General features: G+C 61.3%; 12 protein-coding genes. 11 read left to right on the top strand and 1 reads right to left on the bottom strand.

All coding sequences use genetic code 11. The features are described from left to right. The first annotated feature begins 537 nt into the window (after positions 1–537). The 11 genes from BHD07_RS19205 (at position 538) to BHD07_RS19155 (ending at position 10,481) form a co-directional block, all read left to right on the top strand. Complete coding sequence (locus tag BHD07_RS19205) at positions 538–1,110, top strand: winged helix-turn-helix domain-containing protein (RefSeq protein WP_338282574.1); 573 nt, start codon at positions 538–540, stop codon at positions 1,108–1,110. Between the two features lie 118 nt (positions 1,111–1,228). Then, a complete protein-coding gene (locus tag BHD07_RS19200; protein WP_338282572.1) occupies positions 1,229–3,406 on the top strand; it encodes an ATP-binding protein in 2,178 nt (725 codons plus the stop codon). 122 nt (positions 3,407–3,528) lie between these two features. Further along, on the top strand, positions 3,529–4,527 hold the full coding sequence (locus BHD07_RS19195; RefSeq protein WP_100671802.1) for a zinc-dependent alcohol dehydrogenase family protein: 999 nt from the start codon (positions 3,529–3,531) through the stop codon (positions 4,525–4,527). A gap of 46 nt (positions 4,528–4,573) precedes the next feature. Further along, entirely contained in the window at positions 4,574–4,873 is a 300-nt protein-coding gene (locus BHD07_RS19190; protein ID WP_056584964.1) for a tautomerase family protein, read from the top strand. 88 nt (positions 4,874–4,961) lie between these two features. Beyond that, a complete protein-coding gene (locus BHD07_RS19185) occupies positions 4,962–5,951 on the top strand; it encodes an alpha/beta fold hydrolase (protein ID WP_338282564.1) in 990 nt (329 codons plus the stop codon). 93 nt (positions 5,952–6,044) lie between these two features. Then, on the top strand, positions 6,045–7,010 hold the full coding sequence (locus BHD07_RS19180; protein WP_338282563.1) for an MBL fold metallo-hydrolase: 966 nt from the start codon (positions 6,045–6,047) through the stop codon (positions 7,008–7,010). A gap of 127 nt (positions 7,011–7,137) precedes the next feature. After that, a complete protein-coding gene (locus BHD07_RS19175) occupies positions 7,138–7,575 on the top strand; it encodes a DsrE family protein (protein WP_018095588.1) in 438 nt (145 codons plus the stop codon). Positions 7,576–7,700: 125 nt separating this feature from the next. Continuing rightward, positions 7,701–8,546 (top strand): SDR family NAD(P)-dependent oxidoreductase, encoded by an 846-nt coding sequence (locus BHD07_RS19170; RefSeq protein WP_338282888.1) that lies wholly within the window; start codon positions 7,701–7,703, stop codon positions 8,544–8,546. 198 nt (positions 8,547–8,744) lie between these two features. Continuing rightward, entirely contained in the window at positions 8,745–9,197 is a 453-nt protein-coding gene (locus BHD07_RS19165) for a nuclear transport factor 2 family protein (RefSeq protein WP_100671799.1), read from the top strand. Further along, positions 9,194–10,279 (top strand): Gfo/Idh/MocA family protein, encoded by a 1,086-nt coding sequence (locus tag BHD07_RS19160; protein ID WP_338282559.1) that lies wholly within the window; start codon positions 9,194–9,196, stop codon positions 10,277–10,279. Before BHD07_RS19165 ends, BHD07_RS19160 begins: the two co-directional genes overlap by 4 nt. After that, positions 10,272–10,481 carry a hypothetical protein gene (locus BHD07_RS19155; protein ID WP_338282557.1) on the top strand — a complete coding sequence of 70 codons (210 nt, stop codon included), beginning with the start codon at positions 10,272–10,274 and terminating at the stop codon, positions 10,479–10,481. The genes BHD07_RS19160 and BHD07_RS19155 overlap by 8 nt, the downstream gene beginning before the upstream one ends. Positions 10,482–10,655: 174 nt before the next feature. Here the strand turns inward: BHD07_RS19155 and BHD07_RS19150 are convergent, their stop codons facing one another. Next, positions 10,656–12,140: a DUF1254 domain-containing protein gene (locus tag BHD07_RS19150; protein WP_338282555.1), complete on the bottom strand. Its 1,485-nt coding sequence runs from the start codon at positions 12,138–12,140 to the stop codon at positions 10,656–10,658. Positions 12,141–12,191: the final 51 nt, after the last annotated feature.

The following is a 12,191-nucleotide window of genomic DNA, read 5'->3' as shown; positions in this document are numbered from 1 at the left end:
CCTGCGCAGTCTCGTCGATGCAAGGCTGAAGACCCAGTTAGACCCGAGCGGTATCGCTTCTTCGGAGCGCCGTCAGGAGCCCTTGCGCCTGACGGCTCACCGATAATCGATCCGGACAGGGATATGAAGACGGTGGAACAAGGCGCTTCACTGCGGTTTGGTGCGCCACCGCGCCGGAACTTGAAGCGATAGGCGGTGTCTATTGCGAGAACTGCGACATAGCGGCAATCAGTCCCGATGGACCCGATGGAGTACGCCCATATGCCGTCGATCCAGAAAGGGCCGAAAGGCTTTGGCGCGAGACTGTCGGTCTGACAGGTTTAGAACCTACGAGAGCTTGACAAAAACGGCCCGTTCCCGATGGTCTCATGACCAAAGCCACGTAATCTTGACAGACTCGATGAAAATCGATGGACGACGTCCCTCTTCGGAAGCATAAATGTGCGCCGGGGACGTCTTTATTTCAGAATCACCAATTTTGGACTGACGTAGCGCTCAGTCCGTATCAAATTTTCAACGGTCATTCAGGATGATGCAATGGAAGGGCAGGCACTCCCAGCCGGAACTGCTATAGCTGACGTCGCGGTCACCTTCGGGCCATTCTCCCTTTATCCTGGCAGACATGTTCTGCTGAAGGAAGGCGAACCCTTGTCGATCGGCTCGCGCGCGCTCGAGATACTGATCGCGTTGGTGGAGCAGGCGGGCGAGCTTGTAAGCAAAGACGATTTGACCGCAAGGGCCTGGCCAAATGCGGCCGTGGAGGAGTCCAACCTAAGGGCGCAGATCGCATTGCTCCGAAAGGTGCTCGGCGACGACCAGGCAACTCCCCGCTACGTCGTCTCCGTTCCCTCGAGAGGCTATCGGTTCGTTGCTCCGGTCACCCGAATGCCACTCGAACCTGCCGCGGGGGAATTAGTCGACAACAACCTTCCGAAGCAACTTACGCAGGTGATCGGGCGCGAAGAAAGCGATCAAGATCGTGGAAGGGCGGTTCCAACGGTTCCGGATTGTCACTATCGTCGGGCCTGGCGGCATGGGCAAGACGACGGTCGGCATTCGCGTGGCAGCCCAGCTCCTGTCATCGCACAAAGACGGCATTTGTTTCCTTGACCTGGCTCCGATAACGAATCCGCAGCTGCTCCCGTCTATCTTGGCCTCGGCACTCCGGCTGACAGAGACATCGGACGATCCGACGAGGAGCCTGATCGGCTTTCTCCGCGGAAAGAGAATGCTGATCGTTTTCGACAGCTGCGAACACATCCTCGAGGACGCCGCACGACTGGCGGAAACATTGCTCCGTGAAGCACCGGAAGTCGCGATTCTGGCAACCAGTCGCGAAGCGTTGCGTGTGGAGGGCGAAAGTGTTTACAGGCTCCCACCTCTCGACATGCCGCCATCGGCAGTCGTCCTGACCGCCGACGACGCATTGAAATACCCAGCCATCCGTCTGTTCGTGGAGCGGGCTGCCTCTTCCGGAAGCGGGTATTCCTTCGATGACGACGAAGCTCCGGTCGTGGCGCACATATGTCGGCAGCTTGACGGGATCGCTCTGGCAATCGAACTCGCCGCGGCACGGGTCGAGGCATTCGGCACGCGCGGCATTGCCGAACTTCTGAACGATCGCCTGCTACTGCTGACAGGTGGGCGGCGCACGGCTCTTCCCCGTCACCAAACCTTGGCGGCTATGATCGAGTGGAGCTACGGAGCACTTTCGGCTCGAGAGCAGACGGTCCTGCGTCGCCTAGCGATATTAGGAGGAGAGTTCGGACGGGAAGCTGCCGTGGCGGTCGCCACCGATCAAAACAACCCGCAGCCCGATGTGCCGGCACGCCTGGCGGACCTCGTCGCCAAGTCCCTCGTATCGGTCGACAAACAAGGGAAAGGCGTCAGGTACCGCCTTCTCGACACGACACGAGCGTTCGCTTTGGACAAACTTCGGCAAGAAGGAGAGACCGATGCCCTCGTCCGCCATCTGGCGCAATATCTGTGCACAATCCTTAGTCACTCGCAGGACGAGGTCGAGACCCTTCCGAACGAAGAATGGATGCTGAAATACGCGTCCAATATCAACAACGTTCGCTTCGTTCTTGATTGGGCCTACGCAGAGGGCGGCGACGTCGAGATCGGCCTTGCGATCACAGTGGCCGCAATTCCCATTTGGTACCAGCTTTCTCTCGTCGACGAATGCATGACGAGCGTTCAGCGCGCGTTACTTGGGATCGCGCCCGGAGAGCGAAGAGACGACCAAGCCCGACAAATCACGCAGCTCTACAGAGCGTTGGGGTTGTCGCAGGCGTTTAAAATCGGTTTCGCCCCGCAAGCTCTCGCCGCCTTCGCGAAGGCTTTCGATATATCGAAAGAGTTCGGCGATCTCGACGCCCAAGCCGAAGCCCTCTGGGGCCTGTGGATGGCCCAGGTGGGCATGGGCGAATACAGAGAATCGCTGGGAACCGCGGAACGTTTCGTCGCGCTCGGCGGCAGCGGCCTTGACCGTTTCATCGGCGATCGAATGCTCTCCATGACACTGTTTTGTGTCGGCGACTTCCCCGGTTCCCGCCGTCACGCAGACCTGATGATGACACACGACACTTCGGCCGAGACCGCCTCCGCAGGGTCGGTTCGCTTCAGGTTCGGTCAGTCGGTCGCCGCGAAAATCCAGCCCGCTCAGCTGCTTTGGGTACAAGGGCTTCCAATCCAGGCGATCGCGGCAGTAGATATCGCCGTCGAAGCCGCCCGCGCCTCCGGCCATGCGATCTCGCTGTGTGAGGCCCTGGCGCGCTGGTCCTGTCCTATCCTGGTCCATGTGGGTGACTTTGCGGCAGCGGATACGGCCGTCATTGAACTCATCGATCTTGCAAAGACGAACGCGCTCGGTCCATGGGAAGTGTTTGGGCGGTGCTGGAAGGCGACGTTGTTGATACAGCGGGGCCTCCCAGACAGAGGCGTTCCCCTGTTGCGGAACGGACTGACCGAACTGTCGCGTGTCAAACTCTTCAATCTCTACAATGTGAGATTTCTAGGCTTTTTGGCCGACGGTCTCTCTTTGCTCGGACAGCATGCCGAAGCCCGCACGGTAGTCGAGGCGGCGATAAACGCCAGCGAAGAGAGGGAGGAACTCTGGTGCGTCTCCGAACTCCACCGTTTGAAGGGCGATGTGATGCTCCGCGGCGGTGGCGATATCGAAGCCGTCCAGCGTTGCTATCTGCGCGCTCTTGAAGTGGCGCGGCGGCAGGACGCGATCTCCTGGGAGCTTCGGGCGGCAACGAGCCTGGCCAAGCTGGCGGGCGACCACGGATACCCCGCCGACGCGCGTGCCACCTTAGCCTGCGTCTACGCGCGTTTCACCGAGGGGTTTGAAACGGCCGACCTAGCCTCCGTCAGGGAGTTGCTCTCGCGGATGGCCTGACCCCTCAGGTGGGGCTGTGCGGGCGCTGTCACAAGAATTCACCATGATTCACTGGCCCAACAACGTATCGGTCTGCATCTTCTGCTGGTCGCATAGTCGCCGACCGCATGAAAGGCAAGCAGATGAAGACCACCGCAACCACCATGGACGCCCTCGTCCTGAATGAACACAACTCGCATTTCGTTCGCACCAGGATGGCCTGCCGAGCGCCGGTGACAGGCGAGGTGCTGGTGAGGGTCAAGGCGAGTAGCGTCAACCCGCTTGATCTCAAGATCAAGAGCGGCCAGGCTCCCCATGCGCGGCATCCCTTGCCGGCCATTCTCGGCATGGACGTCTCCGGCGTCGTCGAGGCCGTAGGACCCGGCGTCGCCGCGTTCAAGCCCGGCGACGAGGTTTTCGGAATGACGGGCGGTGTCGGTGGTCTCCAGGGTTCGCTGGCCACCTTCGTCACCGTCGACGCCGACCTGCTTGCACCCAAGCCCGACAACCTGACCATGCGCGAAGCGGCGGCGCTGCCGCTTGTCTTCATAACCGCGTGGGAAGGTCTCGTGGATCGCGCGGACGTAAAGGCGCGGCAGAAGGTGCTCGTGATCGGTGCCGGCGGTGTCGGCCATGTCGCCATCCAGATCGCGCGCGCTTTGGGAGCCGAGGTCTTCGCGGTCGACAAGTCGTCCAAGCACAGCCAAATCGAGGAGCTCTGCGCTACAGCAATCGACCGCGATCAGACCGCCGAGGAGTATGTGAAGGACCATACAGGCGGACGCGGCTTCGACGTCGTCTACGACACCGTGGGCGGGTCCGGGATCGACGCCGCTTTCAATGCGGTGAGCCGCTTCGGACACGTCGTGAGTTGCCTCGGGTGGGGCACCCACTCACTAGCTCCGCTCTCCTTCCGGGCTGCGAGCTACTCAGGCGTCTTCACGCTGCTGCCGATCCTGACCGGAGAAGGACGCGCCCATCATGGAGCGATCCTGCGCGAGGCCAAGCGCCTCGTCGAAGCCGGAAAGGTCACACCTCTCCTCGACGCGCGCCGCTTCAACTTCGAAACCGTCGCCGAAGCATATGCCGAAATCGAGAACCGGACTGCCAGGGGGAAGATCGTCGTCGACGTCGCCGAGTAGCCGGAACCCACCGCCAACTCATCCAAACGCTTGGAGGAATTACGTCATGCCATTTGTCAATGTGAAACTGGTTGACGGCGTCTTCACGCCGGAAGAGAAGCACGCCATGGCTAAGGCCCTGACCGACGTCATGGTCAAGTTCGAAGGCTCGGAAGCCTTCCGCGAGGTCGTGTGGGTCCTGATCGAGGAGCTCCACACCGACGGTTGGCACATTGGCGGCCGCCCGTTCGAGGGGCCCAAATCGCTGATGACGACACTTTCGAAGTCCAAAGAGGTGGTTGAGATGATCGACGGCACGCCGACGACCCGAAAGGAATGGGCCGCGGCGGCACCTGTCCTGGGCTGATCCCATTCACTAACGGCGACCACAATAGAGCGGCCGGGCGTAATCCGGCCGATAGCGGAGCCGTGTTCACGCCACTGAGGGAAGAGATATGATTACCAGAGAAGCGTTTCCGATGCTCACGGCGACCAGACGTGAAGTCCTGACAGGAACCGCCGTCGTCGCACTTGCAGCGACGCTTCCTTTGGAAGTACTGGCCGCCACGGCCTCATCGAATCCAACCATCCCAATCCTTGAAGGGAGCGAGACCATGAACAGCATCACGACCAAAGACGGCACGCACATTTTCTACAAGGACTGGGGTCCCAAGGACGCGCAGCCCGTCGTTTTCCATCACGGCTGGCCGCTTTCCGCCGACGACTGGGACAACCAGATGCTCTTCTTCCTGGGTAAGGGTTACCGCGTCATCGCCCACGATCGGCGAGGGCACGGACGCTCCAGCCAGACGTCCGGCGGCAACGATATGGACACCTACGCCGCCGATGTCGCGGCGCTTGCCGAAGCGCTCGACCTCCGGGACGCGATCCACATCGGCCACTCGACGGGCGGCGGCGAAGTCACAAGGTATGTCGCCCGGCACGGCAAGGGCCGGGTCGCCAAGGCCGTCCTGATTTCCGCCATTCCTCCCGTTATGGTCAAGTCTGCTAAGAACCCCGGCGGACTTCCGATCGAGGTCTTCGACGGTTACCGTGCTGCTTTGGCGGCGAACCGCGCGCAGCTCTATCTCGATATCGCCAGCGGCCCGTTCTACGGCTTCAACCGCCCCGGCGCAGCCATATCGGAAGGCACCATTCGCAACTGGTGGCGACAGGGGATGATGGGCGGAGCGAACGCCCGCTACGAATGCATCAAGGTCTTTTCCGAGACCGACTTCACGGAGGACCTCCAGATCATCGACGTGCCCGTTCTGGTCATGCACGGCAGTGACGACCAGGTCGTTCCGATCGCGGACTCCGCGGAGTTGTCCGTGAAGCTGCTCAAGGACGGCAAGCTCAAGGTCTACGACGGCTATCCGCATGGAATGTTCACGACGCATGCCGACGTGATTAACGCCGACCTGCTGGCCTTTATCAAAGCGTGACGCCCCGGGCAGGCCGCGAGGTCTGCCCTACCTCCCATAAATTCAGCTGGATAGCCGTCGGCTCGCCTGCGACCGGCTGCGGAAAGGTATGCCATGAAATCCGAACACATGCTCTCCCGTCGTGGATTTTGCCTTTGCTGCATCGGGGCGGCGGGCTTCGCGGCTACCAGTGGCTGGATGAGTCCCCGCGCCGCCTACGCCGAAGCGCGCGGCTTGGTGAGCCTCATCAAGGATAGCGCCGCCAGTGCCAAGATCGCCACCCACAAACTGAGAGGAAACGTCACCGTCCTCGAAGGCTCCGGCGGCAACATAGCGGTCCTGGACGGCAAAGACGGCCTCGTCATGGTAGACGCAGGCATCAGCGTCTCCAAGACGCAGATGACGAAGACGCTCGCGGCGATCTCCGCCGAGCCCGTCACCCACCTCATCAACACCCACTGGCACTTCGACCACGCGGACGGAAACCCGTGGCTTGGCGCGGGTGGAGCCAAGATCATCGCCCACGAGAACACCCGCAAATATCTCTCGCAGGTGCACAGGGTCGAGGACTGGGACTACAATTTCCTGGCCCTGGAGCCCATCGGCGTGCCCAAGCATGTCTTCGCGAAGGAGCATTCGCTCAAGCTGAACGGCCAGTCGCTGGACATGAAGTATTACGGCCCGGCGCATACGGACGGCGACATCTCCGTGATGTTCGGCGAAGCGGATGTCCTCCATGTTGGCGACACCTACTGGAACGGCATCTACCCCTTTATCGACCACTCGACGGGCGGCAGCATCGACGGGATGATCGCCGCGTCCGACGCCAATCTGGCCGCCTCGACCGATAAGACCATCATCATTCCCGGCCACGGAAACCCCGTGAGTAACCGGGCGGAGCTCCAGGCCTTCCGCGACATGCTCGTCGCCATCCGGGAAAACGTCGCGGCGCTCAAGCGCGAGGGGCGTTCAAAAGACGAGACCGTAGCCGCCAAGCCCACTGCAGCTTTCGACGCTAAGTGGGGCAAATTCGTAATCGACCCGGCGTTCTTCACCAAGCTGGTCTACGAGGGCGTGTAACGCCTGACCCGCAATAACCGTTTCCTGGCGCGTCCCTCCCCATCCTCCCGCGCGCCAACGGGACGCCCCCATCGGGGGCGTCCCGGCATCAAACCGTCGCAGCAGTCTGAACCCTCAGGAGACAGCCATGTCCGAAGCGAAAAGCGCGCTCTTCATCGACATTCCGGTCGAGCTCAAGGAAGTGAAATCCGTCCATAGCATCGGAGGCCTCGAGTTCGAAGGCGATCTTCCCGCGGCGCTGTTCCATCTCCAACTGATCACAACGGACATCGCGAACTGGAAGGCGGCATCCGACATCATCGTGGTCTTCCACACCAACGCCGGCCATGTCACCCTCGACGATGCCGCCTACAACGCCTCCCGCAACATCGCCACGGGCAACCCGTACAAGAAGCTCGTCTCCGATCTCATAGATGTCGGCGTGAAGGTCGAGCTCTGCGGGGCGACCGCCAAGGTCAACGGATGGGGCAACGCCGACCTCCTTCCCCACATCAAGATCAACCTCGACGCGATGGCGCGCACGATCCAGCTCGTGCAGCAGGGTTTCGTCAAAATCACCGAGTGACTTCACGCGCTCCGTCCGGGTGACGGCTCGATCTGCAGGAGGCTCACATGCTTCAAGTCCCGCAATTCGGATTCCATTCGACGGCGTCGGAAGTCTTGAGCGACGTCGACCTCCATGGGAAGACCATGATCGTCACGGGAGGCGCTAGCGGTATCGGGATCGAGACGACGGCTGCGCTCGCCGCTGCCGGCGCGTCCGTCGTCATCGCCGTCCGTCGCCCGGAGGCCGCCGAGGACGTCGCGCAAGACCTCAGGATCAGGACGGCCAATCCCGACATTTCGGTCCGGTCGCTCGACCTTGCCGATCTCCGCTCTGTCGGCCGCTTCATCGAAGACTGGGAGGGCCCGATCCACGCGCTGATCAACAACGCGGGAATCATGGCTTTGCCGGACCTTCGGCGCTCTCCTCAAGGCTGGGAGATGCAGTTCGCGACCAATTACCTGGGTCACTTCGCCTTGACCCTCGGCCTCCGCCGGCACCTTGCCAACGCCCAGGGCGCGCGTGTCGTGTCCGTGAGTTCGAGCGGCAGCCTCTTCGGACCCGTATTCTGGGACGATCCCCACTTTCGCTTTATTCCCTATGATCCGCTGCTGGCTTATGCCCAGTCGAAGACCGCGTGCACGCTGCTGTCCGTCGGGATCAAACAGCACTGGAAGGACGACGGGATCGTCTCGAACGCCCTCAACCCCGGCGCGATCGCCACAAACCTTCAGCGCCACACCGGAGGGCTCCGCACCCCAGAGCACCTGCGCAAGACACCCGAGGAGGGGGCAGCGACGTCAGTCTTCGTCGCTGCCTCCCCATTGGTCGAGGGCACCAACGGGCGCTACTTCGAGAACTGCGCTGAGGCACCGATCGTCCCGAGCCGTCCTCAGCTGAAGTTGGAGGGCGTTCCCGGCTACGCGCTCGACCCCTCCAATGCGGAGAGACTTTGGCATATGGCGCTGAAATTCCTGGAAGAGTGCCGATGAACACGCTCCAACACGTGGATTCCATGTACGAAAATCACCTCGGGTGCGGCTTCCCCCGATGCGCGACAGAGCTCGCCTTCTTGAACATGGCCGGAGTGTGACCCGTGAATTTTGGACGATCAGACAACAGTTCAGGACTAATCCACCTCAAACGTCCAGAGCGAGCGCCTTATGTAGGCCTCCGAACGGAGAATGCAAATGCAGGATAATTCACAGGCATTCGATGAGATCGCAATGAGGAAAGCCCGCTATTGCCGATATGTCGACACCAAGCACTGGGAGAAATTCCGGGAGCTTTTCGCCGACGCGCCGACCATCCGTTTCGTTGATCCCGAAGGGCATACGATCCATGCCTTCACGTCGGTCGACGAATTCGTCACGACAAGTGCCAGCTACCTTGAAGGCGCGCGCACGATTCATCACGTCCACAACGCAGAGATGGAGCGCGTCGCGGAAGGTCTGGTCGACGCAATCTGGTCGATGGAGGACTACTTGGTCTTCCCGCCCGCGAACGATGAACGCCCCGCCAGCATGCACGGCTACGGCCACTATTACGAAACCTGGGAGTTTCTGGACGGACACTGGCGTATAGCCAAGCTGGAGCTTCGCCGAACCATTCTGGAAATCTCGCCCAAGGAGCGTTTGCAATGACCCAGGGCCCCATCGGAGTGGGCATCATCGGCGTCCATCCGGACCGCGGTTGGGCATCGACCGCCCATGTGCCCGCGTTGCGTGACCTCGAGCAGTTTCGACTTTCCGCAGTGAGCCACACCCGCATGGAGATCGCAAAGGCATCGGCCGAGAAGTTCGGTTTCGACCATGCCGTTTCGTCGACGGAGGAACTCGTCAATCATCCTGAGGTCGACCTAGTCGTGGTCACGGTCAGGGTGCCGGAACATCTTGGGCTGGTGACGGCGGCCCTGGAAGCCGGGAAATCCGTGTTCTCGGAGTGGCCCCTCGGTATGAACCTGCGCGATGCGGAAACCATGAACGCGCTCGCCTTGGAGAAAGGCGTCTCGGCGATGATCGGGCTCCAGACCCGGGCAAACCCGACCATCCGGCATATGCGGAGGCTCGTTTCCCAAGGCTATGTCGGCGAGGTTCTCTCCGCGACGGTCATCGGTTCGGGGATCACGTGGGGCGAAGAGATCGAGGAAGCGTTCCGCTACACGCTCGACCCTTCCCAGGGCGCGAGCATGCTGCACGTGCCGTTCGCACATACGATCGACGCTCTGACTTTCGCTCTGGACGAGGATTTCCAGACCGTCTCCGGCACCCTCGTCAGCCGCCGCCCGACGATCAGGATGACCGAGAGCCAGGAGGTCGTCCCGTTCGAGGTCGCCGATCAGATCGCCTTCACCGGCAAGCTCGCCAATGGCGCGCTGATCACCAGTCACTTCCGCGGCGGGCTGTCGCGTGCGACCAATTTTCACCTGGAGATCAACGGAAGCAAGGGCGACCTGTTGCTGACAAGCCCCGTGGGCTACGTGGGCCTGGGTGGATTCAGACTCATGGGCGCTCAGGACGGCGAGACCTTGCATTCGCTCTCCGTACCGGACGACTTCGGTGCCGACGAAAACGTGCTCACGGGGAACGTCAAGAAACTCTACGAACTCTTCGCGTCCGACATTACCTCAGGCACGCGCCAGAGCCCGACATTCGGGGATGCCGTCAAGTTGCACCGCCTTATCCATGCGGTTGAGCACAGCGGAGGAGTGGCGCGCGATGTCTGAGACGATGAGGGCATTGGTTATGTACGAGCCGGGAGGACCCGAAGTCCTGCAGGTCCGGGACGTGGCGAACAGCGCGCATGGCATCGCGGTAATACCCAGCAGTGGGCGAATCTACACGAAAATCTTTCCGCCCTACGCGTTGCTGATCGAGAGCTATCAGAAGGCGCAGGAAGTCGCCACCAACCACGAGCAGCTGGATTAGGCTCGGGGCTGAGCACGGCCGTTGGTCCAATGCAAACAAGGGTTCGACCACTTATGGACGGTTTTGCAAACCGATCGCTTGGTCTCTCCAGTATCGAAAGAATTCGTTGCGCTGCAACCGCGTGCGCCCTTCCTGGATGGTGGTCGTCAAACAGGAAGGGCGACAGTTCACGACTTACGGGTTGACCTTCTCAATGTCGGGCAGCGCCCAGGACTTGTCGAAGAACGCCTCTGTCGGGCCATAGAAGCGGAAGTAGGCGAACCATCCCTTGTCGGGGTTGGTCTGCACCCAGTTCGCCTCCTTGCCATCGGGGGCTTTCGGGCCGAAATAGACGTCGACCGATCCGTCCTCGTTCGCGACGATGTCTTCCTTGCGCGATGAGATGTCCGGCCGTCCCTGCTCGGTGACCGGCATCTGCCGCGTCGCCTCGTCATAGGCGGTGACGGACCAGAAATTCTTTGCCGGCGGATTGGCCGGGACATGAAGTTTGTAGGTGTTCTCGCCCGAGAGCCATGCCCCGTCCGCGTCCTTGTAGGACGCGATGTAGCGCTGTCCGACGCCCACAGTCTGGGTCAGCATCGCCTTCGAAATCACGACGGCCTCGTAGAACCACGCGGCGCGCTCGTCGAGCTGATCATAGGTGTTCGCCTTCTGATCGGTCGCCACGACCAAAGCATGCTTCCAATTGGTCCCCTCCCAGAAAGGAGGCTCCACCCTTTTGTCGGTGGTGTTCGCCTTCGCCATCGCCTCGCCGACCAGAACCCCGTCCTGGAGCAGTTTGCTCTGTCTTTCGTCGGGCTTGAATGGCCGCCCTCTCTCGAGGCCGAGGAATTTCAATTGAGCCAGGATCAGCCGGTCGCGTTCGTCGATGGGGTTGCGCTGGATGACTTCGTTCAGACTGTCCCAGTAGGTCATGCCGCGTGGTGGCATCTGGCTCCACTTCTTGTCACCGGCGGCGCGTGCCGGCATCGGCTCGCCAGTGCCTTCGACAGTCCAGGAGTAGGTCTTGATCTGCGGGATCATCTCGGCGATCGCCTTTTCCTTGTCGGCATCGAGCAGCCGGAAGCCGGCGAAGACGTCGCGGCTCGTGGCCTGCACCACGAAATAGCCGGGTGCCTCCACCGGTCCGTATCCGGGCGGCATGATCAGGTATTTTCCACCCTTGCCCATGTCGGGGCCGACGACGCCGAGATCGGCAAGCACCCGCTGCCACGGGTCGAGGATCATGCCCGCGATCAACCCCGGAGGCACTTCGACGACGAAAGGACCAGTTTCCTTCAAGTCGATAAAGGTGGCGATGTAAGGCGTCGTGTAGTTCGGCGTCAGGATTCCCAATTTTTCGGCGAAGCCCAGATAGGTGAGCATCTCGCCGCTCTTGCCGCCGAACACGCTGTAGTGGGCGCGACGCCATTCGTTCATACCGACCGCCGGGATGCCCCAGAGATAAGCTTGCGATGCGCGCTGGAAGTCCATCTCGTCATACAGCTTTTTCACCGTCTCGGCGGATGGATATCCGCTCTGGAAGTTCAACTCGCCGATGCGGGTTTTGACTGCGGCATCGCCCTCGAAGGGGTTCGCCTCCTCAGCCCATGCGGCCGATGCGCTGCACAATGCCGATCCCAAAAGAGCCGACGTCAGAATTTTGGAAAGCACGGTCATGATCGTTCTCCTGCAGGTTGGTTTCCGGTCCGGGCCGGCCGATCGGCCCGC

The organism is Sinorhizobium sp. KGO-5, assembly GCF_036245905.1.
In the GTDB taxonomy this organism is placed as follows: Bacteria; Pseudomonadota; Alphaproteobacteria; order Rhizobiales; family Rhizobiaceae; genus Sinorhizobium; species Sinorhizobium meliloti_A.
The sequence above is the reverse complement of the archived record's forward strand: the minus strand, read 5'-3'. Positions and strand labels throughout refer to the sequence as shown.

Coding starts and splice junctions, on each gene's coding strand:
- BHD07_RS19205 (WP_338282574.1), top strand. CDS start 538: ATGGAAGGGCAGGCACTCCCAGCCGGAACTGCTATAGCTGACGTCGCG.
- BHD07_RS19200 (WP_338282572.1), top strand. CDS start 1,229: ATGCTGATCGTTTTCGACAGCTGCGAACACATCCTCGAGGACGCCGCA.
- BHD07_RS19195 (WP_100671802.1), top strand. CDS start 3,529: ATGAAGACCACCGCAACCACCATGGACGCCCTCGTCCTGAATGAACAC.
- BHD07_RS19190 (WP_056584964.1), top strand. CDS start 4,574: ATGCCATTTGTCAATGTGAAACTGGTTGACGGCGTCTTCACGCCGGAA.
- BHD07_RS19185 (WP_338282564.1), top strand. CDS start 4,962: ATGATTACCAGAGAAGCGTTTCCGATGCTCACGGCGACCAGACGTGAA.
- BHD07_RS19180 (WP_338282563.1), top strand. CDS start 6,045: ATGAAATCCGAACACATGCTCTCCCGTCGTGGATTTTGCCTTTGCTGC.
- BHD07_RS19175 (WP_018095588.1), top strand. CDS start 7,138: ATGTCCGAAGCGAAAAGCGCGCTCTTCATCGACATTCCGGTCGAGCTC.
- BHD07_RS19170 (WP_338282888.1), top strand. CDS start 7,701: ATGATCGTCACGGGAGGCGCTAGCGGTATCGGGATCGAGACGACGGCT.
- BHD07_RS19165 (WP_100671799.1), top strand. CDS start 8,745: ATGCAGGATAATTCACAGGCATTCGATGAGATCGCAATGAGGAAAGCC.
- BHD07_RS19160 (WP_338282559.1), top strand. CDS start 9,194: ATGACCCAGGGCCCCATCGGAGTGGGCATCATCGGCGTCCATCCGGAC.
- BHD07_RS19155 (WP_338282557.1), top strand. CDS start 10,272: ATGTCTGAGACGATGAGGGCATTGGTTATGTACGAGCCGGGAGGACCC.
- BHD07_RS19150 (WP_338282555.1), bottom strand. CDS start 12,140: ATGACCGTGCTTTCCAAAATTCTGACGTCGGCTCTTTTGGGATCGGCA.